The 23,379-nt window shown below is 62.3% G+C and carries 23 protein-coding genes; 10 read left to right on the top strand and 13 right to left on the bottom strand.

What is annotated here, in order from left to right; genetic code table 11:
- The first annotated feature begins 104 nt into the window (after positions 1-104).
- Positions 105-860, top strand: a complete 756-nt coding sequence (gene xopAW, locus M5B99_RS23555; RefSeq protein WP_248806314.1) for a XopAW family type III secretion system calcium-binding effector — start codon at positions 105-107, stop codon at positions 858-860.
- A 143-nt stretch (positions 861-1,003) separates the two neighbouring features.
- Here xopAW and M5B99_RS23550 read toward each other — a convergent pair whose 3' ends face one another.
- The 5 genes from M5B99_RS23550 to M5B99_RS23530 all read right to left on the bottom strand — a co-directional run bounded on the left by M5B99_RS23550 (position 1,004) and on the right by M5B99_RS23530 (position 5,364).
- Positions 1,004-2,056: an AI-2E family transporter gene (locus M5B99_RS23550; RefSeq protein WP_248806313.1), complete on the bottom strand. Its 1,053-nt coding sequence runs from the start codon at positions 2,054-2,056 to the stop codon at positions 1,004-1,006.
- 126 nt (positions 2,057-2,182) lie between these two features.
- On the bottom strand, positions 2,183-3,001 hold the full coding sequence (locus M5B99_RS23545; RefSeq protein ID WP_248806332.1) for a DUF4892 domain-containing protein: 819 nt from the start codon (positions 2,999-3,001) through the stop codon (positions 2,183-2,185).
- Positions 3,002-3,148: 147 nt separating this feature from the next.
- A complete protein-coding gene (locus tag M5B99_RS23540; RefSeq protein ID WP_248806312.1) occupies positions 3,149-4,003 on the bottom strand; it encodes an alpha/beta hydrolase in 855 nt (284 codons plus the stop codon).
- Positions 4,000-4,809 (bottom strand): alpha/beta fold hydrolase, encoded by an 810-nt coding sequence (locus M5B99_RS23535; protein WP_248806311.1) that lies wholly within the window; start codon positions 4,807-4,809, stop codon positions 4,000-4,002. The genes M5B99_RS23540 and M5B99_RS23535 overlap by 4 nt, the downstream gene beginning before the upstream one ends.
- A 111-nt stretch (positions 4,810-4,920) precedes the next feature.
- Entirely contained in the window at positions 4,921-5,364 is a 444-nt protein-coding gene (locus M5B99_RS23530; RefSeq protein ID WP_248806310.1) for a hotdog fold thioesterase, read from the bottom strand.
- A 267-nt stretch (positions 5,365-5,631) separates the two neighbouring features.
- Between M5B99_RS23530 and M5B99_RS23525 the strand changes: the two genes are divergently transcribed.
- Positions 5,632-6,447 (top strand): pentapeptide repeat-containing protein, encoded by an 816-nt coding sequence (locus M5B99_RS23525; RefSeq protein WP_248806309.1) that lies wholly within the window; start codon positions 5,632-5,634, stop codon positions 6,445-6,447.
- Positions 6,448-6,450: 3 nt separating this feature from the next.
- Here M5B99_RS23525 and sixA read toward each other — a convergent pair whose 3' ends face one another.
- From sixA to M5B99_RS23510, 3 genes are read right to left on the bottom strand one after another with little or no spacing between them, the layout of a single operon-like run.
- Positions 6,451-6,900, bottom strand: coding sequence for a phosphohistidine phosphatase SixA (gene sixA / locus M5B99_RS23520; protein ID WP_248806308.1), 450 nt, complete (start codon positions 6,898-6,900; stop codon positions 6,451-6,453).
- Positions 6,897-7,232 carry a DUF4389 domain-containing protein gene (locus M5B99_RS23515; RefSeq protein WP_100940855.1) on the bottom strand — a complete coding sequence of 112 codons (336 nt, stop codon included), beginning with the start codon at positions 7,230-7,232 and terminating at the stop codon, positions 6,897-6,899. Before M5B99_RS23515 ends, sixA begins: the two co-directional genes overlap by 4 nt.
- Before the next feature lie 24 nt (positions 7,233-7,256).
- Positions 7,257-8,282 (bottom strand): NAD(P)H-dependent glycerol-3-phosphate dehydrogenase, encoded by a 1,026-nt coding sequence (locus M5B99_RS23510; protein ID WP_248806307.1) that lies wholly within the window; start codon positions 8,280-8,282, stop codon positions 7,257-7,259.
- A gap of 278 nt (positions 8,283-8,560) precedes the next feature.
- On the opposite strand from M5B99_RS23510, the gene M5B99_RS23505 reads away from it, so the two are divergent.
- From M5B99_RS23505 to M5B99_RS23475, 7 genes are all read left to right on the top strand, one after another.
- Positions 8,561-10,720, top strand: a complete 2,160-nt coding sequence (locus M5B99_RS23505; protein ID WP_412548758.1) for a TonB-dependent receptor plug domain-containing protein — start codon at positions 8,561-8,563, stop codon at positions 10,718-10,720.
- Positions 10,721-10,743: 23 nt separating this feature from the next.
- Positions 10,744-11,655 carry an ABC transporter substrate-binding protein gene (locus M5B99_RS23500; RefSeq protein WP_248806305.1) on the top strand — a complete coding sequence of 304 codons (912 nt, stop codon included), beginning with the start codon at positions 10,744-10,746 and terminating at the stop codon, positions 11,653-11,655.
- On the top strand, positions 11,652-13,547 hold the full coding sequence (locus M5B99_RS23495) for an ATP-binding protein (RefSeq protein ID WP_248806304.1): 1,896 nt from the start codon (positions 11,652-11,654) through the stop codon (positions 13,545-13,547). The genes M5B99_RS23500 and M5B99_RS23495 overlap by 4 nt, the downstream gene beginning before the upstream one ends.
- 236 nt (positions 13,548-13,783) lie before the next feature.
- Positions 13,784-14,299 (top strand): 3-hydroxyacyl-[acyl-carrier-protein] dehydratase FabA, encoded by a 516-nt coding sequence (gene fabA / locus M5B99_RS23490; protein WP_017127984.1) that lies wholly within the window; start codon positions 13,784-13,786, stop codon positions 14,297-14,299.
- A gap of 11 nt (positions 14,300-14,310) precedes the next feature.
- Positions 14,311-15,531 carry a beta-ketoacyl-ACP synthase I gene (gene fabB, locus M5B99_RS23485; protein WP_248806303.1) on the top strand — a complete coding sequence of 407 codons (1,221 nt, stop codon included), beginning with the start codon at positions 14,311-14,313 and terminating at the stop codon, positions 15,529-15,531.
- A gap of 206 nt (positions 15,532-15,737) precedes the next feature.
- The gene (locus tag M5B99_RS23480; RefSeq protein WP_248806302.1) at positions 15,738-16,154 is read left to right on the top strand and encodes an OsmC family protein; all 417 of its coding nucleotides are present in this window, start codon (positions 15,738-15,740) and stop codon (positions 16,152-16,154) included.
- A 60-nt stretch (positions 16,155-16,214) separates the two neighbouring features.
- Complete coding sequence (locus M5B99_RS23475) at positions 16,215-17,078, top strand: pirin family protein (protein ID WP_248806301.1); 864 nt, start codon at positions 16,215-16,217, stop codon at positions 17,076-17,078.
- A 182-nt stretch (positions 17,079-17,260) separates the two neighbouring features.
- Here the strand turns inward: M5B99_RS23475 and M5B99_RS23470 are convergent, their stop codons facing one another.
- From M5B99_RS23470 to M5B99_RS23455, 4 genes are all read right to left on the bottom strand, one after another.
- A complete protein-coding gene (locus M5B99_RS23470; protein ID WP_248806300.1) occupies positions 17,261-17,989 on the bottom strand; it encodes a dienelactone hydrolase family protein in 729 nt (242 codons plus the stop codon).
- Positions 17,990-18,055: 66 nt separating this feature from the next.
- Positions 18,056-19,960 carry a molecular chaperone HtpG gene (gene htpG, locus M5B99_RS23465; RefSeq protein ID WP_248806299.1) on the bottom strand — a complete coding sequence of 635 codons (1,905 nt, stop codon included), beginning with the start codon at positions 19,958-19,960 and terminating at the stop codon, positions 18,056-18,058.
- An 89-nt stretch (positions 19,961-20,049) separates the two neighbouring features.
- Complete coding sequence (locus M5B99_RS23460) at positions 20,050-20,505, bottom strand: PaaI family thioesterase (RefSeq protein ID WP_248806298.1); 456 nt, start codon at positions 20,503-20,505, stop codon at positions 20,050-20,052.
- A complete protein-coding gene (locus M5B99_RS23455) occupies positions 20,502-20,978 on the bottom strand; it encodes a PaaI family thioesterase (RefSeq protein WP_248806297.1) in 477 nt (158 codons plus the stop codon). The genes M5B99_RS23460 and M5B99_RS23455 overlap by 4 nt, the downstream gene beginning before the upstream one ends.
- A gap of 167 nt (positions 20,979-21,145) precedes the next feature.
- Between M5B99_RS23455 and M5B99_RS23450 the strand changes: the two genes are divergently transcribed.
- Positions 21,146-21,391, top strand: coding sequence for a hypothetical protein (locus M5B99_RS23450; protein ID WP_248806296.1), 246 nt, complete (start codon positions 21,146-21,148; stop codon positions 21,389-21,391).
- Positions 21,392-21,585: 194 nt separating this feature from the next.
- On the opposite strand, the gene brnQ is transcribed toward M5B99_RS23450, so the two are convergent.
- Positions 21,586-22,899: a branched-chain amino acid transport system II carrier protein gene (gene brnQ, locus M5B99_RS23445; protein WP_248806295.1), complete on the bottom strand. Its 1,314-nt coding sequence runs from the start codon at positions 22,897-22,899 to the stop codon at positions 21,586-21,588.
- Positions 22,900-23,379: the final 480 nt, after the last annotated feature.

Below are 23,379 nucleotides of genomic sequence, written 5' to 3'. Positions count from 1 at the left end.
GACAACCGGTACAAAACCCACACACCCTCGACACCTGAGCCTTGGAGGCTGCACAGGCCGATGCACCGTCATCGGCTTTGCCAACACTTAGGGAGTGTGCACTTATGAGCACGATCAGTAGCGTCAGCAACTACTCGGGCTATACCGGTTACAACACCAGCAGCACCACGGCGACGCAACGCCAGCAACAGTTCCAGAAGCAACTGCTCGCCAAGCTCGACACCAATGGTGACGGCTCCATCAGCAAGGACGAACTGAACGCCGCCCTGTCGCAGAACAGCGGCAGCAAAGTGCTCAATGACCTGAGTCAGAATTTCAGCACGCTGGACACCGACGGCAGCGGCACCATCAGCGCCACTGAACTGTCGGCGATGAAACCGCACGGTCACGGCGGTGGCGACGGCAAACCCGATACCCAACTGGCCGACGCCTTGCTCAAGGCCCTGGACAGCAATGGTGACGGTTCCGTCAGCAGCAGCGAACTGGCCGCCGGGCTGAGCAATGCCGGCAGCAGCGCCGACAGCGCCTCGATGTTCAGCGAACTGGACAGCAATGGCGACGGCAGCATCAGCCAGGCCGAATTGACCAGCGCCTTGCAAGGCAACTCGTCCAGCAGTTCGACCACTGGCACGACCAGCAGCACCAGCACCAGCGCCAGCCTCAACGCCACCACGTTGCTGCTCCAGGCCCTGGCCAGTGCCAGCGGTAGCAGCAATACCGGTAGCGGCTCGGGTACGGGGTCGGGCACCAACAGCCAGACCGCCCAGGAAAACATCGCCGAGGCGTTGAGTCGGTTGATGGTCAACCTCAAGAGCCAGACCGTGGCACAGAGCGGCAGCAGCGTTGCCGCCGCGGCTTGATCCACTCCTGATTGGTGCACCACCCCCTGTAGGAGCCGGCTTGCTGGCGATGACGTCCGGACAGACGACACAAGGCTCAAGGACCCCATCGCCAGCAAGCCGGCGCCTACAGGTCCGCTAGCGTTTTCAAGATCGAACGAAAATCACTGTTTCTCTTCGCGCCGCGACTGACTCGCACTCCAATCGATCAACAAGCTGTAGGCCACCGCCAGCAAGGTCGGGCCGATAAACAGGCCGATAAAGCCGAAGGCGATCAAGCCGCCGAACACTCCCAGCAACACAATCACCAACGGCAGGTTGCCACCACGGCTGATCAGGTACGGCTTGAGCACGTTGTCCACGCCGCTGATGATAAAGGTGCCCCAGATCCCGAGAAACACCGCCATCCCGTACTCGCCTTTCCAGGCCAGCCAGGCCGTGGCGGGAATCCAGACCAGCGGTGGCCCCATGGGAATCAGGCTGAGCAGGAAGGTCGCTATACCCAGCACCAGGGCACCGGGAATACCGGCGATCAGGAAACCGATCAGCGCCAGCAGGGCCTGGGCCGCCGCCGTGCCGATCACGCCATTGACCACCCGCTGCACCGTGCCCGCCACCAGCTCCTGGTAGTAATCGGCACGCTCGCCGATCAGCCGCTCCAGCAGTCTATGGATAAAGGCCGCCAGTCGCGGACCGTCGCGATAGAAAAAGAACACGAAGACAATACTCAAGGTCAGCTCGAGGATCCCGCCGCCGATCTGCGCACTGCGCGCCAGCAGCCAGTTGCCGACCTGCCCCAGATAAGGTTTGATTGTCATCAGCAAGGCCGCGCCCTGCTGGTCGATGGTGTTCCAGAGGCCCACCAGGCGTTCGCCGACGATGGGCACGGTGCCCAGCCAGGCCGGTGCCGCCGGCAACCCGTCGACCTGAGCGTCCTTGATGAAGGTCACCGCATCGCGCACATGGTCGGCCAGGTTCAGCCCCAGCCAGACCAGGGGCACGGCCACCAGCAACATCCAGCCCAGGGTCAGCAACCCGGCCGCCAGGGATTCGCGGTGACCAAGGACCCGGGTCAACAGGCGCATCAGCGGCCAACTGGCAAACGCCAGCACGGCGCCCCAGAACAGCGCCGACCAGAACGGTGCCAGCACCCACAAGGTGGCACCGAACAGCACCAGGAGCAGTATCTGCACCAGCAGACGATCATTATTGGGCATGGTCTTTCCAGACAAGAGACGGCAATGAAAGCGTAGGCGAAGCCAAGGTCAGGCGTTTACCGACAGACGATCCGGGTTCAACCACAAACGCGCATGATCGTCTCTCGGTGGTCTTTCGTACAGCCTCTAGCGCAGCAATTCGATATGCAAACCACGGGAGACGGCGTCGCCCACCTCCAGGCGTGCGGCCCTCACACCCTGGGCCATCAGCGCTTGGCGCCAGGCCTCGGCGGTGGCTCCCGAAAGGCTGACCCGCGAGGTAGAGTCCAGGTTCAGGCCGCGGGAAATCAGGGTGACCCAGGTGTCCTGGGGGGCGCCGGTCAATTTCGGAAAATCGAGCTTGCCGGTGTCGCGCAGTTCCCGCAGCAAGGTCGCGGAAGTGGGCAGCAACTCACCCAGCGGCGAAGCGGAGGCGAACTGCTCCACATGCAGGTAGGCACGGCGGTTGCCCCGGGTGATGCTGTACAAGGCCACCAGCGAATTGTCCGCCGGGGCCGCCAGGCGCAACAGCAGGTAGGCCTGCTGATCGTCGGCACCGGACAACGCGGAGTTACCGAACACTTCATTGGCCCACAGGCTGTTTTCCCCGCAGTCGCGGGCCTGGCACCAGAACAGCAGCTGCGCGCCCTCCTTCTGCAAGGCTTCGCGCGCCGCGGTAAAGGCTTCGTCGGCACCGTGCTCGGGCGGCAACTCGTAGGTCACCGAGGTCATCTGCCCACGGGCACTGACCTGGGCATCCGTGCGCAAGCGGTTGCTGATCTTGCGGATCGCGCTCTGTGGATAAATCCGCTCCAGCTCGGCCGGCGCCCGATAGTCGACAATCTGTGCATCGGCCAGACGCGGCACCAGTGCCAGGTCGTGGCTGCCCGGTAGATCGGCGGCGACAAGCGCCGAACTGCAACAGGCCATCCCAATGGCGCAGGCCAGGGCTGTGGATAACTTCATCATCGGATAGACAGGGCCTGAACGGTAAACGCGATAGCCGGAACAGGACGTGCCGGAACAGGACGACTCAAGGTCGTGTGGAGGTCGAGGTCTGGCATGGTTGTCTCCCTTTCAACCCTCCAAGCCTCGACAGTTGCAGGCGACAAGTCAAGGCGTGGAGAAAAAGCGATTGAAACAGTCTGCGACAAGGATGGCGCCGGCCTCGTCGTTCAGGTGCAGATGGTGCCCGCCCGGCAGGCGCTCCAGGCTAAAGGGTAGACGATCAAGCAAGTCCTTGTGCTGGGCCAGCATGCCTTGCTCGGCCACCACCAATTGCGTCGGGCAGGCGATACGGCGGATAAAGGCCATGGCCTGCTCCTCAGTCAGGCGCAGCGGCGACGGCAGGGTCAGGCGGTTGTCGCTACGCCAGGTGTAGCCGCCGGGTACCGGCATCAGCCCGCGCTGGGCCAGCAATTCAGCAGCTTCGCGGCTGACCGCCACCAGGCCCTTCATTCGTGCCTCGATGGCCCGGTCCAGGGTCGGGTGCACCGATTTGCGCTTGTCCCGCAACTCCAGCTGCGCCTGCAAGGCCATGCCCAGGCGCTCGGCGGCGTTTTCACCACTGCCGGTGGGGGGAATCACGCCATCGATCAGGGCCAGACGCGTCACCCGTTCCGGCAAGGCTCCGGCCAACACGATCGAGACAATCGCGCCCAACGAATGCCCCAACAGGCTGAAGCGCTTCCAGCCCAACTGCTCGGCCACCTGCAAGACATCGTAGACGTAGTCCCACAACGCGTACCCGGCGCCCACCGGTCGATGCCCGGAATGCCCGTGCCCGGCCATGTCCAGGGCGACGATACGCAGGCCGTGCAGCTTCGGCGCCAGGCGCGCGAAGCTGTTGGCGTTGTCCAGCCAGCCGTGCAGGGCAATCACCGGCTGGCCATCCTCGGGACCGAACAGATGGGCCGCCAACTCGATATGCGGCAGGCTCAGGCGCACTTCTTCGACCGGATGGCTCATGCACAATGCCCCTGCCCGGCCTGGCGTTCCCAACGGGTGAAAATATCCTTGAGCAGGCGCGCGGTGTCCTGCGGACGCTCCAGGGGAAACATGTGGCCGCCGGGCATGCTCAGGGATTCGCCATGGGGCAAGCGGTCGACACTGCGGGTGTGATGCGGCATGACCACCCGGCTCTGCTGCCCGCGAACCACCGCCAGCGGCACCTTCAAATGCCGGGCCAGCCCCGGGCTGGTATGCGGGACGCCACGATAGATGCTGATTTCCGTGGCCGGATCGAAGCTCAGGCGCAGGCGCCCGCCGTCCTGGCGCAGACCGTGTTGCAGGTACGCATCGAAGCACTCCGGATCGAAACCACGGAACAGGGTCTTACCCGCAAAGTAATTGCGCGCGGCATCGAGATCGGCGAACTCCTCCCGCCGCCCGAGGGTCCGCCCGGCCGGCGTCAGCCGATCGATAAAGCCCAGGCGCTTGGCCGCGCGGATCACCCACTGGTCGGTGCGGGTCAGCACCGGCGAATCGAGCATCACCACGCCCTTGTAGAGCTGCGGACGACGCAGGGCCGCGTGCAGATGCAGGACGCCGCCCAGGGAATGACCGACGCCCCAGACCGGTTCGGGCTGTTGCTCCAGGTGGTGGATCAGTTCGTCGACCAGGTTGTGCCAGTTATCGTCCGCCGGAAAACGCGGATCATGGGCATGCTGCTGCAGATGCGCCACCTGATACTCCGGGGCCAGTGCGGCAAACAACTTGCCGTAGGTCCCCGAAGGAAAACCGTTGGCGTGGGCGAAAAACACGGGCTGCGACATACCGGGAGCATCTCGAAAAAGACAGGCGTCCATTGTCGGCACGCGCGGGTCCGACAGCAATGACCGTAACTGCCAGGAATGATGACAGTCCGGCCATGGCTATGACGGGGCTCAGCGCGCCGGCGGTGTTTGCCCCAGCGGCACCACGGCCATGGTCAGGCGCGACACACAGCTGGCCTTGCCCTCGTCACTGCTCAGGCGGATATCCCAGACATGGGTGGTACGGCCGATATGGATGGCCTTGGCCACGGCGGTGACTCGCCCGCTGCGCAGGCCGCGCAGGTGGTTGGCGTTGATTTCCAGGCCCACGCAATAGAACTTGCTCGCGTCGATGCACAGGTAGCTGGCCATGGAGCCGACGGTTTCGGCCAGTACCACCGAAGCGCCGCCGTGCAGCAGCCCGTAGGGTTGATGGGTACGATGATCGATGACCATGCTGGCGCTCAGCGATTCGTCGTCGATGGCCTCGAAGCGAATATCCAGGACTTCGCCGATGGTGTTTTTCTGCAAGGCATTGAGTTGTTCGAGATCCGGTACGGTGCGCCACAAAGCCATTGTCGATGTCCTCATTGTGGTTATTTTTCATGCCCGCGGCCATAGGCTGGAGCCGTGTTTGCGCCAGGCGTCACACGGCAAGGCCCGACCAACCGAGCAGACGCTCGGTCGACTATTTCACGGAAGAACAGAAGCCCGCAAGCTGAAAAAGGCCCCATGCAGCGCAGGAGACAACAGCCTGCGCCAAGAAAGCCGGGCGGAATCTGATAGTCGCCGAGGGGCATATCGCGTCGAATTTCCGCCTTCCAGCCCTTGCAAGAGATCTCCATGGCAACGATAGGCCGTCTTCTTCGTCGCTTCATGCCCTCGGGTAACGCCCAGGTCCCCGCGCGCTCAACCGCCAGCCCGAGCGAGCCGCACAACCACACGGTCCGCGAGCTGATGCCAGACGATTTCTCGCAGATCGAACGGGACCTGACCCTGCTGGGCTTGAAGGACTCGCTGGCCCAGGCACGGATGTTCCTCGGCAGCGCACCGTGCCTGCGCCAGTACCCGTTGGCCGACCTGCTGGAACTGATGGCCGACGCTGCCGCCCGTTTTACCGGCATCCTGCACAGTTGGGACGGCGTGCATCTGGACGGTGGCGGCCGTGTGTCCCTGCATGTGCAGAAGAAACTCTTCGACCTGCGAGTGCCGCCCTCGCTGTCACCGCAACTGACCAATGCGCTGAAGCGCTGTGCCCTGAATATCGTCGCCCAGGATCAGCAGGCCGTCGCGTGCCTGCCCTTCCAGGACGACGAAACCCGCCGCGCCTTCAGGTACTGGAACAAAGCCACCATCTGCGAGGCGCTAAGGACCTTGCAGGTGACCAACGTCAATATGATCGGTGTTGACCTGAGCGGTGGCGATTTACGTGGGGTGAGATTTTTCGGGCAATACCAGGAGGCCGACTTCAGGGCGGCCAATCTCAACGGCGCGCTGCTCTCGAGCGGTTTCAAAAGCAACGACTTCAGTCATTGCGACCTGAGGAACACCATACTCTCAGGCCACTTCGAAGCCTGTCGGTTCAAAGGCGCCAAGGTCAACGCCACGACCTTGAAAAACACCCGCACCGATCTGCTCGGTGCGGTGTTGAGCCACTGAACCTCAGGGGTGCCTGACGCTCAACAACGTCATCGCCCCCTCCAGCGGCAACTCCCCTTCCAGCTCGGCCAGGCTCGCCGTGCCCATGGGCTCGGGCTGGTGCACATGACCGTGCTGCAACAAGCTGAGCAGATTGCCCACCAGCGGCTGATGACTGACCAGCAACAGGTTCTCGCCCGTGTCGAGCCGCGAGCTGACATCCCGCGGATTGCTCTCGGGGGTCAGCCAGGGCACGGTGATGATCTCGCCTTCGAAGCCCAGCACCTCAAGCACAAGCTGCGCGGTTTGTTGCGCCCTCAGGTAGGGACTGGCGTAGATCGCCTGCAACGGCTGGCCGATCAGCTGGGCGGCGCTGCGCAGGACCTGCTCGCGGCCATGGGCGGTCAACGCCCGTTCGGCGTCGCTGCGGGCCTGGGGTTCGGCTTCGCCATGACGCAGAACCCAGACTTTCATAGCTTGGGTTCCTCGTCGCGGGCCGGATGCGGCGCCGGCGGCACCACATGCGGGGCTTCGCCCTCTGGTGCCCGCGGGGTCGGCCAATCGGCGAACGGCCAAGGCTTCTGTTCGGTATGGAAACTGCCGAAGCGACCGATCTGGGCGAGGAACTGGCTCAGGCTGTCGCCGAAGTTCATCAGGTTGGCGCTTGGCGCGCCGTAGAACAACCTGTAACCCAACTGCACCAGCACGACCCCGCCGAGGATGAACTGGGCGACCTGCCAGACCAGCAGGAACACCAGCATCCAGACAATGCGCAACACAATGGATTCGTACTTGGACTCGTTCATGACTCGCTCCCGTGGCGCTGACTTTCAGTTGAAACCGCTGGTGGAAATAAAATCGACATCGGTTTTCGGCTCGCCGCGCATCAGCAGCTCGATGACCTGGTTCAAGGTCCGCCCTTCAAACAGAATGGCATGCAAACCGGCCACCAGAGGCATATAGACCCCAAGTTCCTGCGCCTTGACCTTCAGCACCTTGAGGGTATTGACCCCTTCGGCGACCTCGCCCAGGCGGGTGACCGCCTCTTCCAGGCTCAGGCCCTGGCCGAGGGCAAAACCGACCTGATAGTTGCGGCTCTTGGGTGAAGAACAGGTGACGATCAGGTCGCCGACCCCGGCCAGGCCGAGGAAGGTCATGGGGTTGGCGCCCTGGCTGACGGCAAAGCGGGTCATTTCCGCCAGGGCCCGGGTGATCAGCATGCTCTTGGTGTTCTCGCCCATGCCCAGCGCCACCGCCATGCCGGCAATGATCGCGTAGACGTTCTTCAACGCCCCGCCCAGTTCGACGCCAAAGCGGTCGGCGCTGGCATAGACACGAAAGGTCCGCCCGTGCAGCGCGGCCTGGACGCGACCGCAGAGTTCCTCGTCCTCGCTGGCGACCACCGTGGCGGTCAGGGCGTGCTCGGCCACTTCGCGAGCCAGGTTCGGCCCGGACAACACGCCGATCCGAGCTTGCGGCGCGATATCTTCAAGGATCTCGCTCATCAGTTTGAAAGTGTGCGCCTCGATGCCTTTGGTCAGGCTCACCAGCAGCTTGCCGCCCAGGCGCTCGGCATGGGGCGCCAGCACGCTGCGCAGCGCGCTGGAGGGCAAGGCGACAAAAAACAGTTCGCAGTCGTCGAGGGTCGCGACCAGGTCAGTGACCGGCTCGACCGCCGGATGTACCTTGATACCCTTGAGGTAACGCGGATTCTCGCGATTGACGCGAATCGATTCGGCCTGCTCGGGATCACGCATCCATTGGCGCACCCGATGACCGTTCTCGGCCAGCAGATTGGCGATGGCAGTGCCGAAACTTCCGCCACCCAGAACCGCGATTGGGTACTGTTCAGTCATATGTAACCCGTCTATCCCTACCAATGGCGATGGCTGCATTATACGGAGCATGCCACCGGCAGCCAGCCCCAATACAAATCCTCTAAACGGATGCAATCCTTGTGGGAGCCGGCTTGCCGGCGATGGGGCCCTTGAGCCTTGCAGCCTCCTTACGGACGCCATCGCCGGCAAGCCGGCTCCCACAGGTTTGCGGCGAGGTCACGGCTGCGACAGCTTGACCGATTCAACCTATACAATGACGGCCATACGCCATGGCAAACCGGCCAAGCTCGGTTAACATGCACGGCTATTATTTTTTTCAAGGCTGTGCCGTGTCTTTTGGCCCTCCCACCGCGCGTTCCACCGTCGTCCTGGCCCTGATCTTCAGCGGCCCGTTGCTGGCTGACGACCTGTTCATGGAAAACCAGCCCCTGCCCGAGGTGTTGACGGCCACCCGTCTGAAACAATCGCCGGCCGCCGTACCCGGCAGCATGACGGTCATCGACAACGAACTGATCAAGGCCAGCGGTGCCCGGGATATCAGCGAACTGTTGCGCCTGGTGCCGGGCATGATGGTCGGCTACACCAACGGCAACCAGCCCAGCATCAACTACCACGGCACCGATGCCAGCAACGCCCGGCGCATGCAGGTACTGATCGACGGCCGCTCGGTCTATCGCGCGGGCCTGGCAACCGTGGACTGGAGCGATATCCCGGTGGCCCTCGAGGATATCGAGCGCATCGAGGTGTTTCGCGGCCCCAACACCGTCAGCTACGGCGCCAACGCGCTGATGGCAGTGGTCAATATCCTCACCAAATCACCGGGCAGCACTCACGGTTCAACCCTGAAGATCACTCGCGGCGAGCGCGGCATCAATGACTGGTATGCCAGCCAGGGCAGCGGCTGGGGTACCGGCGACCTGCGACTGTCGATGTCCGGCGAGGAGGACGAGGGGTTCCAGAGCGACCATCTGGGCAATGACTACCGTGACGGCCGGCGTGTCACCCGCGCCAGTCTCTCGGTCAGCCAGATGCTCAATGAACAACAGAGCATCGACTGGCAATTGAACGTCAAGGACGGCACCAACCAGCGGCCCTATACCTACCGGGCGGTGTTTCCCGGGATCACCGCGGCCGGCGACAACTCCGACGTACTGGCCAAGGACTACGCCGGTTCTCTGCGCTGGAACCTCGATATCAATCCCCAGCATAGCCTGTATATCCAGGGTTCGGCCCAGCACTGGGATCGCCAGCAGGTCTGGCAAGCCTGCGATGCCAAGGTCTCGTTCAGTCCGCAACTGACCCGGTTGTGGCAGTTGAATCCCAACTATGCCGAGAACCTGGCCCGTAACATGACCCATTACACCGTCGGCAGCCCCCCTCCGGGTGGCGTCCAGGAGCAGACACTGGCCAATCAGGTTCTGGACCAATGGTTCAATCAGGGTGCCAGCCAGACCGTCTGCGGCAATATCGACCAGAGCACCCGCGAGACCCGCTACGACCTCGAACTGCAGGACACCCTGAGCCTGTCGGACAGCCTGCGCCTGGTCAGCGGCATGAACTATCGTTATGACAAGGCCGACTCCGAGACCTACTTCAACGGCACCCTCGACGACAGCACCTGGCGCCTGTTCGGCCAGCTCGAGTGGCGCGCCAGCGAGCACTGGCTGGTGCAGGGCGGCGCCATGTACGAAGACGCGCAACTGACCGGTGCCTCCCTGACCCCGCGTTTTGCGCTCAACTACCTGATCAATCCCCGGCACGGCTTGCGCGCGGTCTATTCCGAAGCGATCCGCTCGCCGGACATGTTCGAGAACAACGTCAACTGGAGCTACAAGGTCACCAACCTGAGCTCGCCCACCTACGGCCAGAACAGCGGCCAGTATTTCGTCCAGACCCGTGGCCCGGGAAACCTGGACAAGGAACGCATGCGCTCGCGGGAACTGGGTTATAACGGCTTCTTCGCCGAGATCGGCCTGAGCCTGGACGTGAAGCTGTTCTATGACGAAATCAGCGACATGATCAGCACGCCGTTGCGCAATAACCAGTTTATCGCCAGCAATGCCAACAGCTCGCGCTTCACCGGCAGCGAGGCCCAGTTCGACTGGCGCCTGGGCAGCGCCGACCGCCTGCGCCTGACCTATGCCTATGTCGATGTCCAGGCCAGCAACCCGGTCGACGAGCAGTTCACCGCCCGCAACAGCGGCTCGGCCGGCTGGATGCGCGACTGGGGCGGCGGCTGGTCGAGTTCAGTCTTCTACTATGGTGACGATGCCATCAACCAGTATCGTTTCGAGCGGGTTGACCTGCGCCTGGCCAAGCGGATTCCCTTTCGCAGGGCCAGCCTGGAACTGGCCGGGATGCTGCAGCAACGTCTCGACGACCAGCCCATCACCTGGATCGACAACAACTACAACCAGCGCCGGGCCGTTTACTTCAGCGCAGAACTGGAGTTCTGAGCATGAGCCGCCAGGGGTCAAGGATGACATCGGCATGGGGCCGTCGCCTGAGGCAACTGGGCCTGGCCCTGCTCGTGCTGTTGCCGGGCGTCCCGGCGCGGTCGGCCGAGGTGCTGCTGACCGGCCTCGAGGACAGCCCCGGGGTCCAGGCCTTTACCGCCGCCCTGGCACACCAGCGCCCGAGCGACCAGATACGCTTCGTGCCGCTGGCGCAGATGCCCGATCCCGGTCGCCTGCCCCCTGCTACCCGCCTGATCCTGCTGGACCCGGCCAGCCTTGACTGGCGGCTGAAGGATAAACAGGGGCCGGCGACCCTGGTCCTGCGTATCAGCCGCCTGCAAGCGACGCAGCGCCTGGGAAGCGGGCCGAGCGCCAACCTCAGCCTGCTCTGGAGCGACCCGCCGCTGGCGCGCCAGCTGCGCCTGATCCGTGAAGTGATGCCCCAGGCGCGACGGATCGGCGTGCTCTATAGCCACGACAGCGAATTCCTGCTGCGCGAACTGAACCAGGCGGCCCGGCCCCTGGGACTGGAGATCGTTCCCCAGCGCTGGGACGACACCAGCGACAGCCGGCCCCTGCAAAATCTGCTCAAAAGCAGCGATGTGTTGCTCGGGCTGGACGATCCGAGCGTGTATAACCCCAGGACCGCGAAGAACCTGCTGCTCAGCAGCTATGCCCGGCAACTGGCGCTGATCGGCCCCAACGCCGGCTTCGTCAAGGCCGGCAGCCTGGCCAGCACCTACAGCGACCAGAGCGACTGGCTGGCGATCCTCGACGAGCTGCTCGACCGTGCTCCGTCCAGTTGGCCGGGCAGCCTGTACCCGTCGCGCTTCAAGGTCCTGAGCAACCCACAAGTCGCCCGCTCCCTGGGTATCGAACCGATTGACGAAGCCTCGCTCGCCACCCGGCTGGCCGAAAGAGAGACCCGCCCATGACCCTGCGACGGTATTGGGGCATCAGCGCCCGGACCCAGATGATCAGCCTCGGCCCCGCGCTGTTGCTGACGTTGCTGCTGATCAGTTTCTTCACCTTCGTGCGGATCCAGGATCTGCGCCAGGAACTCGACCACACCGGTCAACTGATCGCCAACCAGTTGGCGCCGGCCACCGAATACGGAGTGATTTCCGGCAACAGCGAAGTCCTCGAAAGCCTGATGCGGGCGACCCTGGCCACGCCCCATGTGCGCTTCCTCGAAGTCCAGGACCGCAGCAACAATATTCTGGTGTATGTCGAGCAGCCCGCCCAGGAACAGGCCCGAACGCAGTCGGTGAAGCTGTTCCAGGCACCGGTACGCCTGCAACGGATTCAGCTGGACAACGACTTCCTGCAAGAAGGTCACCCCCCCGGCGTGACACAGGGCGAGGACTATCTGGGGCGGGTGATTGTCGGCATGTCCAACGACGCCTTCAGCCAGCGGCAGCAGGAAATCCTGCTCAAGGCCGGGATCCTCGCGCTGTTCGCCCTGCTCTTCACCTTTCTCCTGGCGCGGCGACTGGCGGCCAGCCTGGCGCAACCGATCAGCGCCATGGGCCTGGCGGTCAAGGCGATTCAACAGGGCGACTACAAGACCCAGCTGCCGGTAGTCGACGACGCCGAGCTAGGCGCCCTGTCACGGCATATCAACAACCTCGCCGGAGCCCTGGAACAGGCCAGTCGCGAACAGCACCAGGCCATTGCCCAGTTGATCCAGACCCGTGAGGAAGCGGAACGGGCGAACAATGCCAAGTCGGACTTCCTGGCCATGATGAGCCATGAACTGCGCACGCCGATGAACGGTGTACTGGGTATGCTGCAACTGCTCGAAACCACTGAAATGACCGAGGAACAGAGCGAATACGCGGCCCTCGCCTCGGAGTCCACCGAACACCTGCTCAAGGTGATCAACGATATCCTCGACTTCTCGCGGATCGAACGTTCGGCCCTGGAGCTGGAACATATTCCGTTCAACCTCGCCGAACTCATCGGCAGTTGCGCCCAAGCCTTCCAGCACAACGCGAGCCAGCGCGGCCTGCGCCTGGACCTGCAGATCCCCGCGGACATGCAGGCCTTGCAGGTCAAGGGCGACCCGACAAGGATCCGCCAGATCCTGGTCAACCTGATCGGCAACGCGCTGAAATTCACCGAACACGGCAGCGTCGGCATCGAGCCGCACTGGCAGGCCCTGGACAACGATGTGCTGTGGTTCACCTGCGCCGTGCGCGACAGCGGCATCGGCATTTCCAGCGAACGCCTGGAACTGATGTTCGACGCCTTCCAGCAGGCCGACAGCTCGATCTCCCGGCGTTACGGTGGCACCGGCCTGGGCCTGCCGATTGCACGGACCCTGGCCGAGCGCATGGGCGGCACCCTGCACGCCCGCAGCGAAGAGGGGCGTGGCTCGGTCTTCACCCTGGAAATCCCCCTGGCCCTGCACCACCCGACCGAAGCCACCGTCCTGGCCCCCGCGTCGAGCGGCCATGGCGAAGGGCGCAAGGTGCTGCTGGTGGAGGACAACCCGGTCAACCAGACCGTTATCGATGCCATGTTGCGCGGCCTGGGCTTTGACGTCAGTCTGGCCACCGACGGGGCCCAGGCGATCGACTACGCCCGCAACAGCCTGTTCGCGGCGATCCTGATGGACTGCCGACTACCGATCGTCGACGGCTACGAAGCCACCCGGCAAATCCGCCAATTGCCGGAGTACGCTCAGGTACCGATCATCGCCTTGACCGCCAACGCCTTGCAGGGCGACCGTGAAAGCTGTCTGCGGGCAGGCATGAACGACTACCTGTCCAAACCCTTCAAACGCATGGATCTGCAGCGAATTCTCCAGCAGTGGCTGCCTTGAATTCGATGTGCGACTGGCGTGAAAGACGAAAGTGCGGCAGTCTTAGGCACCCGAATGAGCTGGAAAACCGGCTTGAATAAAAATTTCAGTGCACAAGTGTACATTCATGTCCTTGGTGCTGTGACTTTCACCACAACGCAATAGTCTATGAGTAGGCTGTCGCTTCGAGGCATGAACGCTTCGATCGGCCGGGAAGATTTGCCCCACCTGCCGCATGGGACTATTGAGGAGCTCGCATGACCAAACAAAACGCCTTTACCCGGGAAGATCTGCTGCGCTGCAGTCGCGGCGAGCTGTTCGGCCCAGGTAACGCGCAACTGCCCGCCCCCAACATGCTGATGGTGGATCGCATCACCCATATCAGCGAAGAAGGCGGCAAGTACGGCAAAGGTGAATTGGTCGCCGAACTGGATATCACCCCTGACCTGTGGTTCTTCGCTTGCCACTTCGAAGGCGATCCGGTGATGCCAGGCTGCCTGGGTCTCGATGCCATGTGGCAGTTGGTCGGTTTCTTCCTCGGCTGGCAAGGTCTGCCGGGCCGTGGCCGTGCGCTGGGTTCGGGCGAAGTGAAATTCTTCGGCCAGGTCCTGCCGACCGCCAAGAAAGTCACCTATAACATTCAGATCAAGCGCGTCCTCAAAGGCAAGCTGAACCTGGCCATTGCCGACGGGTCGGTCACGGTCGACGGTCGCGAGATCTACACCGCCGAAGGCCTGCGGGTCGGCGTCTTCACCTCCACTGACAACTTCTAAGGGTTATTCGCATGCGCCGCGTCGTTATCACTGGTCTGGGCATCGTTTCGTGCCTGGGCAATGACAAAGAGACCGTCTCCGCTAACCTGCGTGCAAGCCGCCCTGGCATCCGCTTCAACCCGGAATATGCCGAAATGGGTCTGCGTAGCCAGGTTTCCGGCTCCATTGACCTCAACCTCGAAGAGTTGATCGATCGCAAGATCTATCGCTTCGTCGGCCACGCGGCGGCTTACGCCTACCTGGCCATGAAGGACGCCATCGCTGACTCCGGCCTGACCGAAGAGCAGGTGTCCAACCCGCGTACCGGCCTGGTCGCCGGCTCGGGCGGCGCCTCGACCCTGAACCAGATGGAAGCGCTGGATATCCTGCGCGAAAAAGGCGTCAAGCGCGTCGGTCCATACCGCGTGACCCGCACCATGGGCAGCACCGTTTCCGCCTGCCTGGCCACGCCGTTCAAGATCAAGGGCCTGAACTACTCGATCTCCTCCGCCTGCGCCACCAGTGCTCACTGCATCGGCACCGCCCTGGAGCAGATCCAGATGGGCAAGCAGGACATCGTCTTCGCCGGTGGCGGTGAAGAAGAACATTGGAGCCAGTCGTTCCTGTTCGACGCCATGGGCGCGCTGTCCACCCAGTACAACGACACCCCGGAGAAGGCCTCCCGCGCCTACGACGCCAAGCGTGACGGTTTCGTCATCGCCGGCGGTGGCGGCATGGTCGTGGTCGAGGAGCTGGAACACGCCCTGGCCCGTGGCGCGAAGATCTACGCGGAAATCGTCGGCTACGGTGCAACCTCCGACGGCTACGACATGGTCGCGCCAAGCGGCGAAGGCGCGGTCCGTTGCATGCGGATGGCCATGGCCACTGTCGACGGCCCGATCGACTACCTGAACACCCACGGCACCTCGACCCCGGTCGGCGACGTCGCGGAAATGAAAGGTGTGCGTGAAGTCTTCGGCGACAAGGCACCGGCCATCAGTTCGACCAAGAGCCTGTCCGGTCACTCCCTGGGCGCCGCCGGCGTTCACGAAGCGATCTACTGCCTGCTGATGATGGAAGGCAAGTTCATTGCCGGCTCCGCCAACATCGAAGAGCTGGACCCGGAAGTCTCTGACATGCCGATACTGACCAAGACCCGCGAAAACGTTGAGCTGAACAACGTGATGAGCAACAGCTTCGGCTTCGGCGGCACCAACGCCACCCTGGTCCTGAAGCGCTGGCAGGGCAAGTAAGCCCGGCTTGATATGAAAAAACGCCCCGACTGGTTCGGGGCGTTTTTTTGCGCGCGTCTTTTGCGTGGATCGTTCCTGCAGGAGCAATCATAAACATTTAAACCCGGCGCAGACTTGTGGCGAGCGCGAAAAAAGCTGAACACCACTCTCGCTGAGTGATCTATAAAGTTCAGGGTCTTTTCCCGTCACTCTTCATGAGGCTTGTCATGACCATCACCATCAACACCGAATCCAGCGAAGGTTTTCGTCACAGCGTACAGATCGATGATCATCAGTTGTTTGCCGATCTGCCCAAGACGGCGGGTGGCGAAGACTCCGCACCGGAACCCCACGACTATTTCGATGCTGCCCTGGGCACCTGCAAGGCCCTGACCCTCAAGCTCTACGCCCAGAAGAAAGGCATCCCGCTGACCGGGGTCACCGTCGAGGTCAAGCGCGACAACAGCCAGGAACAGAAAGGCAAGTACGGCCTGCTGGTCAAACTGACTCTCAAGGGCGTGCTCAGCGATGCCCAGCGCGAGCAGTTGCATAAAGTCGCGGATCGCTGCCCGATCCACAAGTTGATGACCACCACCGAAGTCAGCATCGAAACGCTGTTGGCCGAAGGTGCCTTCAGCCAGTAAGGGCAGCGGCGAAAAAGCGGGTTATGCTCTGCGCATCGCCCGCTGAGCCAGGAAGCCCCCATGAACACACCACTGGTGATCCGTCCCCGCGCCGAGGATGTCGAAGGCCAACCGATCCTGCGTCCCCTGCCCTCGGCCCAGTGCCGCAGCGTCGGACCTTTCGTGTTTTTCGACCATATGCTGGAAACCCGCTATCCACCGGGGCATGGGATGAATGTGCGGCAGCACCCGCATATCGGCCTGTCGACCCTGACCTACCTGTTCGACGGCGAGATCGTGCACAAGGACAGCCTCGGCTCCGAGCAACGCGTCAAGCCCGGCGATGTCAGCTGGATGACCGCCGGCAGCGCCATTGCCCATGTCGAACGGACCCCGGCCGAACTCGTCGCCAGTGGCTCCAGCCTGCACGGCCTGCAAATCTGGCTGGCCTCGCCCAAGGCGCTGGAGCAGGGCCCCGGCCATTACAGCCATCACCCTGCCGCCAGCCTGCCGTACAGCGACAATCTGGGAGTGAAGATCCGCCTGGTCGCTGGCAGCGGTTTTTGCCTGACCTCACCGGTGCCGGTGCTGTCACCCACCCTGTATGCCGATATCCACATGGAAAGCGCGACCACCCTGCTGATTGCCGATGAGTATGCGGAACGTGCGGTGTATGTGCTGGAGGGTGAGGTGCAGTTGGAAGGCCAAGCTCTGGAACCGTGCAGCCTGGTAGTGCTGCCGGCGGGAGCAACCCCGACACTGTTCGCCGAAGGCGAGAGTCATCTGGTGGTGATTGGCGGTGCGCCGCTGGACGGGCCACGGCGGATGAACTGGAACTTCGTCGCCAGCGATCCGGCGTTGATCGACAGTGCGCGCCAGCGTTGGGCGGCTGGGGATTGGCCGAAGGTGCCGGGAGAAAGCGAGCGGATCGAGTTGCCACGATAAACGGTAGACCGCGTTATCGTTCTTCGCGGCGATGCGGCGATCCGACAAGTTCCGTTCCCACAATGTTCGCGTCTGACCGAGAGCTTTCGGTGTGACTCGATCCTGTGGGAGCGGAGCTTGCCCGCGAAGAGGCCCTCTAGGGCGCCAGAAGGCCCATGATCAAGCCATGGACCTTACAAGACTCAGCCCTTGAACACTTCGTCCAGCAGGTTATGCATCGACACAAACGCACGGCCAGCCGTTTTCGCGTCATACATCATCATGCCCGGCACATTGGCGTGCGGATCAGTGAAGGAATGCACCGCGCCGCCATAGCTCAACAACTGCCAATCGACACCCGCGGCATTCATTTCCTCTTCAAATGCCGGCAGTTGCTCTTTCGCCACCAGCGGGTCGGAGGCGCCGTGCAGCACCAGCACCGAGCCCTTGATGTTCTTCGCATCCGCCACATTCGGCGTGTCCAGTGTGCCGTGGAACGACACCGCGGCTTTCAACGGCGCGCCGGTACGGGCCAGCTCCAGCGAGCAGCAACCGCCAAAGCAGAAACCGAAAGTCGCCAGCTTCGCCGTGTCCACCGCCGCCAACTCCTGGCTTTGCAGCGCTTCGAGCGCCGCCTGCATGCGCTTGCGCAACAGGGCACGGTCATTTTTCAACGGCATCATTGCCGCGCCGGCTTCATCATTATTGCTCGGGCGAACCGACTGGCCGTAGAGGTCGGCGATCAACACCACATAGCCCTTGGCGGCCACCGCCTCGGCGATCTTTTCGGCACCGGCGCTGACGCCCATCCAGTTCGGCGCCATCAGCAGGCCCGGACGTGGTCCCTTGTGGCCGCCATCAAAGGCCAGACGACTCTCATAGGACTGGCCATCGATCTGATAGACCACCGAACTCACAGTAACTTGGCTCATTTCGGACTCCGATAAAAACATCCAAGGATAAAAAAACCCGCCGAAGCGGGTTTTCGTACGACGAGTTTAAACCGACAACTCAACCAATAACTTGTTCAGACGGCGCACATAAGCCGCCGGATCCTTCAGGCTGTCACCGGCCGCCAGGGCCGCCTGGTCGAGGAGGATGTGCGACAGATCGCCGAAGCGGTCCTCGTCCGGCTCGCCGTCGAGCTTCTCGATCAGCGGGTGCCCCGGGTTGAATTCGAAGATCGGCTTGGAGTCCGGCACCTTCTGCCCGCTCGCCTCGAGGATCTGGCGCATCTGCAGGCCCAGGTCCTGCTCACCGATGGCCAGGATCGCCGGGGAGTCGGTCAGGCGGTGGGAAACCCGCACTTCGCTGACAGCGTCGCCCAGGGCGGTCTTGATCCGCTCAACCAGGCCTTCCTTGGTCTTGGCGACTTCCTCGGCAGCCTTCTTGTCCTCTTCCGAGTCCAGGTTACCCAGGTCCAGGTCACCGCGCGCCACGTCGACAAAACTCTTGCCGTCGAACTCGTTGAGGTAGCTCATCAGCCACTCGTCGATACGATCGGTCAGCAGCAGCACTTCGATGCCTTTCTTGCGGAAGACTTCCAGGTGCGGGCTGTTCTTGACCTGGGCGTAGGTTTCGCCGGTCAGGAAGTAGATCTTGTCCTGACCTTCCTTGGCGCGGGCCAGGTACTCGGCCAGGGACACCACTTGCTCGCCGTCCTCACCCAGGGTGGAAGCGAAACGCAGCAGGCCGGCGATTTTTTCCTTGTTGGCAAAATCTTCAGCCGGGCCTTCTTTCATGACCTGGCCGAAGTTTTTCCAGAAGCCCTTGTATTGCTCTGGCTCGTTCTTCGCCAGTTTTTCCAGCATGTCGAGGACACGCTTGGTCAGCGCCGACTTCATCGAGTCGATGATCGGGTCTTTCTGCAGGATTTCCCGCGACACGTTCAGGGACAGGTCGTTGGAGTCGACCACGCCTTTGATGAAGCGCAGGTACAGCGGCAGGAACGATTCTGCCTGATCCATCACGAACACGCGCTGCACGTACAGCTTCAGGCCTTTCGGCGCTTCACGCTGGTACAGGTCGAACGGCGCGCGGGCCGGTACGTAGAGCAACGAGCTGTATTCCAGCTTGCCTTCGACCTTGTTGTGGCTCCAGCTCAGCGGATTCTCGTAGTCATGGGCGATGTGCTTGTAGAACTCCTGGTACTCCTCGTCCTTCACCTCGGTGCGCGGACGGGTCCACAGGGCGCTGGCGCGGTTGACGGTTTCCCATTCCTGCGCTGGCTTCTCCTCGCCTTCGACCGCAGCCACTTCTTTCGGCAGCTCGATCGGCAGGGCGATATGGTCGGAGTACTTCTTGATGATGTTGCGCAGGCGCCAGCCATCGGCGAACTCGTTCTCACCGGACTTCAGGTGCAGGACGATGCGGGTGCCGCGGTCGGCCTTCTCGACGGTGGCGACTTCGAACTCGCCCTCGCCCTTGGACGACCAGTGCACGCCTTCGCTGGCGGAAAGGCCGGCGCGACGGCTGAACACTTCAACCTGGTCGGCGACGATGAAGGCCGAGTAGAAGCCCACGCCGAACTGACCGATCAGGTGCGAATCCTTCTTCTGGTCGCCGGAGAGATTCTTCATGAAATCGGCGGTGCCGGATTTGGCGATGGTCCCCAGGTGGGTGATCACATCGTCACGGCTCATGCCGATACCGTTGTCTTCGAGGGTGACGGTGTTGGCGTCCTTGTCGAAGCTCACGCGGATTTTCAGTTCCGCGCCACCTTCCAGCAACTCAGGCTTGGACAGGGCTTCGAAACGTAATTTGTCGACAGCGTCGGAGGCGTTGGAGATCAATTCGCGAAGGAAAATTTCCTTGTTGGAATACAGCGAATGGATCATGAGGTGCAGCAGTTGCTTCACCTCGGTCTGGAAGCCCAGGGTTTCCTTTTGAGTTTCCACACTCATGGTCATCAAACTCCAATTGGATGGCAGTGGCCGCCCCCGAAAGGGTTGGCGGCGGGTTGTCATCAAAGTTGGGGGCTCTGGCGAGGATTTCAAGTGCCCGGGAGCGTTTCCTCGATCTTGAAGTGGGCCCGGGCGGTGGCAATCGGCTCGGCCGCGCTGCTTTGCCAGGCCGTGACGGCGACGTTCGCCACCCGTCGGCCCTGGCGACAGAGCTGGCATTGGGCGTAAGTATCGCGATATTGCCCGGCGCGCAGGTAGTCGACGGAAAAGTCGATGACCTTGGGCACCCCCGGCGAACCGGTCAACACCAGCAGGTGAAGGGCCGCGGCCAGTTCCATGAATCCGGCGATCACCCCGCCGTGAATCGCCGGCAGCAACGGGTTGCCGATATTGTCCTTGTTCGCCGGCAGACAGAACAACAGTTCGTCGCCCTGCCGTGAACACTGGATACCGATCAGCTTGGCGTAGGGGATAAGCTCCAGCAATTGCCCGTAGTCGCCTTGTTGGTGGGCCTGCTGCAGCAGGCCCTTGAAGTCGTTGCTCATGCCGCACCGCCATTGAGCGAACCGCTGAAGCTCCGGGCGCCCTTGACCCCCTTGCCCATGCGCATGAACGTGCCGACCACATGGGCGATGGGCTGCCGGGGATCATCCTGATAGGCAAAACCACGGGCGAAGATGATGTCGCGGGTCACCCGGTAGCATTCGGCGAAACCGTAGACATCCTTGCGCGGCTCAGCCGGGTGCATGTAGTCGATACGCAGATCCAGGGTCGGACAGACCTCGAACTCGGGCAGGACACACAGGGTGGACATGCCACAGGCGGTGTCCATCAAGGTCGTCAGCGCCCCGCCATGGATCACCCCGGAGTTCGGATCGCCGACGATCTCGGCGCTGTACGGCAGGATCACGGTCAACCCCGTGGCATCGGCACTGTGCAAACGCAGCCCGAGGACCTGGCAGTGGCGGATGGCACCGAGAAAGCGTGTGGCGCGCTCGAAAATCGCGTTCTGGATCATGAACTAATGGCTCTCATCCGGAGAAAAACGTCCATAAAAACGAAACATCGAGAAAAAGTTCCGCTCGGTCGATACTTATATATCTTTTAAAATCAAGGAACTTAACCCTTGGGGCTGTGTTCTGAAAGGCCAGTAGTCAGTGATATCCACACAGGAGCAACACCCCCATGCGTAAGACTTTAGCTATTGCCTTGATGTTGACCGCTTCCCTCGGTCTCGCCGCCTGCGATAAAAAATCCGAGGACAAAGCTCAAGACGCCAACCAACACGCCCAAGACGCTCAGAAAAGCATGAGCGAGGCTCAGGATAAGGTGAACGAGGCCGCCAAGGAAAACGCCGATGCTGCCAAAGCTCAGGCTGAATCCAACAAAGCGGCAGCACAAGAGCAATCCAAGGAAGCCACCGGCTCCTGATTGCCCTGGAGGTTCTTGCAAAGCCCCAACGGCAAAAACCTTCAGGCAAAATAAAACCCGCCTTGTGCGGGTTTTATTTTGCCTGGAATCTGTAGAAGACTCTGGGGCCTCTTCTGGACTGGCCCCTGCCAAACCGGACGCCGCACCGCCGCGAAGAGGCCAGTTTGGGCAATACAGGCCCTAAGGGAGGTGAATCAGGCCAGGACTTCGTCAGGCTTGCCAAGCAGGCGATCAATCACCACCGCAATCGCCAGCATCACCACCGACGGCACCAGCCAGGCCAGGCCCTGCTCGCTCAACGGCAGGTGCGACAGCTGCGCCGGCATCCAGTCCGCCAACCCGGCGCCCTTGAGGGCGTCGATCATGCCGAACAGCAACGACACCAGCATCACCGGCCCGACGATACGCCCCTGGGCATGCCAGAACGACTGGCAGAAACTCAGGGCCACCAGGGCGATGCACGGCGGGTAGATCGCGGTCAGGACCGGGATCGAGAAGGCAATCAGCTTGGTCAGCCCCAGGTTCGACACCAGCAGCGAAAACGCCGCCAGGATGATCACCAGGCTCTTGTAGGACAGCGGCAGGACACGGCTGAAGTACTCGGCACAAGCGCAGGTCAGGCCCACCGCCGTCACCAGGCACGCCAGGGAGATCAGCACCGCGAGGAAACCGCTGCCGAGGGAGCCGAAGGTGTGTTGCACATAGGCGTGCAGCACCGCCGCGCCGTTGCTGGCACCGGCCGCTATTTCATGGCTGCCCGAACCCAGGCGGAACAGGCTGATGTACACCAGCGCCAGGCCGACCCCGGCAATCAGCCCGGCGATGATCGCGTAGCGGGTGATCAGCCGGGGCGAATCGACGCCACGGGAGCGGATGGCATTGACGATGACGATACCGAACACCAGGGCACCGAGGGTGTCCATGGTCAGGTAGCCATTGATGAAGCCCTGGGAGAACGGGGCCGCGACATACTCGGGGGTGGCCGTGCCGATATCGCCGGCCGGCAAGGCAAAGGCCGCAATCCCCAGGGCCGCCAGGGCAATGATCTTCAGCGGTGCGAGGAAACGCCCGACGGTGTCCAGCAAACGCCCGGGGTACAGGGAGATGAAGAACACCAGCAGGAAGTACACCGAGCTGTAGAGCAGCAGCGCCAGCGGGCTTTCGCCGGTCAACGGTGCCAGGCCGACTTCGAAGGATACGGTGGCCGTGCGCGGGGTGGCGAACAGCGGACCGACCGCCAGGTAGCAGGCCGCGGCCAATAAACCGCCGGCGACTTTACCGATGGGACTGCTCAGGGCATCCATGGCGCCGCCGACCTTGGCCAGCGCGACCACGGTGATGACCGGCAGGCCGACCGCGGTGATCAGGAAGCCCAACGCCGCCATCCAGACATGGGGCCCGGACTGCAAACCGACGATCGGAGGGAAGATGATGTTGCCGGCCCCGACGAACAGGGCAAAAGTCATAAAGCCAAGTGCCAGGATGTCCTGGCCTTTCAACACTTTCATTTCAGGAAATACCACACTGCTGAATCGGAATTTAGAGAGGGATTTCCCGTGGGGTGAGGGAAATGCTATCGACCCGTATGGGGTTGACCCGTTTAGCGCGCGGCGGCCTTGTGGGCAGCGGACGCAAAGAGGCGGCCATCCTAGCAAACTCAGGTGCCAGGCGCACTATTTGAGGGCAATCATGTCCTGTGAGCGACATTTTCGGGTCGCGTTTTCATATGAAATCGTTGTTGTCTGTGCGGGCCTCTTCGCGGGCAAGCTCCGCTCCCACAGGTTTTGTGTCGTACACAGAACTTGGGGCCGACTCTCACATTAAGATCGAGTCATACCGCATATTCTCGGTCGGACACAGATCCTGTGGGAGCGGAGCTTGCCCGCGAAGGCGTCGGCACTGACCCCACAGACCTCTCTGACACCCAGAAAGCACAAAGGCCACCCGAAGGTGGCCTTTGCTGGTGAAGCGTCAGCTAAGCGCGAGGC

It is taken from the genome of Pseudomonas sp. MWU13-2100 (genome assembly GCF_023242365.1).
Classification (GTDB): Bacteria; Pseudomonadota; Gammaproteobacteria; order Pseudomonadales; family Pseudomonadaceae; genus Aquipseudomonas.
The sequence above is the reverse complement of the archived record's forward strand: the minus strand, read 5'-3'. Positions and strand labels throughout refer to the sequence as shown.

Excerpts from the sequence above, each read along its gene's own strand:
- xopAW (WP_248806314.1), top strand. The coding sequence starts at position 105 with ATGAGCACGATCAGTAGCGTCAGCAACTACTCGGGCTATACCGGTTAC.
- M5B99_RS23550 (WP_248806313.1), bottom strand. The coding sequence starts at position 2,056 with ATGCCCAATAATGATCGTCTGCTGGTGCAGATACTGCTCCTGGTGCTG.
- M5B99_RS23545 (WP_248806332.1), bottom strand. The coding sequence starts at position 3,001 with ATGAAGTTATCCACAGCCCTGGCCTGCGCCATTGGGATGGCCTGTTGC.
- M5B99_RS23540 (WP_248806312.1), bottom strand. The coding sequence starts at position 4,003 with ATGAGCCATCCGGTCGAAGAAGTGCGCCTGAGCCTGCCGCATATCGAG.
- M5B99_RS23535 (WP_248806311.1), bottom strand. The coding sequence starts at position 4,809 with ATGTCGCAGCCCGTGTTTTTCGCCCACGCCAACGGTTTTCCTTCGGGG.
- M5B99_RS23530 (WP_248806310.1), bottom strand. The coding sequence starts at position 5,364 with ATGGCTTTGTGGCGCACCGTACCGGATCTCGAACAACTCAATGCCTTG.
- M5B99_RS23525 (WP_248806309.1), top strand. The coding sequence starts at position 5,632 with ATGGCAACGATAGGCCGTCTTCTTCGTCGCTTCATGCCCTCGGGTAAC.
- sixA (WP_248806308.1), bottom strand. The coding sequence starts at position 6,900 with ATGAAAGTCTGGGTTCTGCGTCATGGCGAAGCCGAACCCCAGGCCCGC.
- M5B99_RS23515 (WP_100940855.1), bottom strand. The coding sequence starts at position 7,232 with ATGAACGAGTCCAAGTACGAATCCATTGTGTTGCGCATTGTCTGGATG.
- M5B99_RS23510 (WP_248806307.1), bottom strand. The coding sequence starts at position 8,282 with ATGACTGAACAGTACCCAATCGCGGTTCTGGGTGGCGGAAGTTTCGGC.
- M5B99_RS23505 (WP_412548758.1), top strand. The coding sequence starts at position 8,561 with ATGCACGGCTATTATTTTTTTCAAGGCTGTGCCGTGTCTTTTGGCCCT.
- M5B99_RS23500 (WP_248806305.1), top strand. The coding sequence starts at position 10,744 with ATGACATCGGCATGGGGCCGTCGCCTGAGGCAACTGGGCCTGGCCCTG.
- M5B99_RS23495 (WP_248806304.1), top strand. The coding sequence starts at position 11,652 with ATGACCCTGCGACGGTATTGGGGCATCAGCGCCCGGACCCAGATGATC.
- fabA (WP_017127984.1), top strand. The coding sequence starts at position 13,784 with ATGACCAAACAAAACGCCTTTACCCGGGAAGATCTGCTGCGCTGCAGT.
- fabB (WP_248806303.1), top strand. The coding sequence starts at position 14,311 with ATGCGCCGCGTCGTTATCACTGGTCTGGGCATCGTTTCGTGCCTGGGC.
- M5B99_RS23480 (WP_248806302.1), top strand. The coding sequence starts at position 15,738 with ATGACCATCACCATCAACACCGAATCCAGCGAAGGTTTTCGTCACAGC.
- M5B99_RS23475 (WP_248806301.1), top strand. The coding sequence starts at position 16,215 with ATGAACACACCACTGGTGATCCGTCCCCGCGCCGAGGATGTCGAAGGC.
- M5B99_RS23470 (WP_248806300.1), bottom strand. The coding sequence starts at position 17,989 with ATGAGCCAAGTTACTGTGAGTTCGGTGGTCTATCAGATCGATGGCCAG.
- htpG (WP_248806299.1), bottom strand. The coding sequence starts at position 19,960 with ATGAGTGTGGAAACTCAAAAGGAAACCCTGGGCTTCCAGACCGAGGTG.
- M5B99_RS23460 (WP_248806298.1), bottom strand. The coding sequence starts at position 20,505 with ATGAGCAACGACTTCAAGGGCCTGCTGCAGCAGGCCCACCAACAAGGC.
- M5B99_RS23455 (WP_248806297.1), bottom strand. The coding sequence starts at position 20,978 with ATGATCCAGAACGCGATTTTCGAGCGCGCCACACGCTTTCTCGGTGCC.
- M5B99_RS23450 (WP_248806296.1), top strand. The coding sequence starts at position 21,146 with ATGCGTAAGACTTTAGCTATTGCCTTGATGTTGACCGCTTCCCTCGGT.
- brnQ (WP_248806295.1), bottom strand. The coding sequence starts at position 22,899 with ATGAAAGTGTTGAAAGGCCAGGACATCCTGGCACTTGGCTTTATGACT.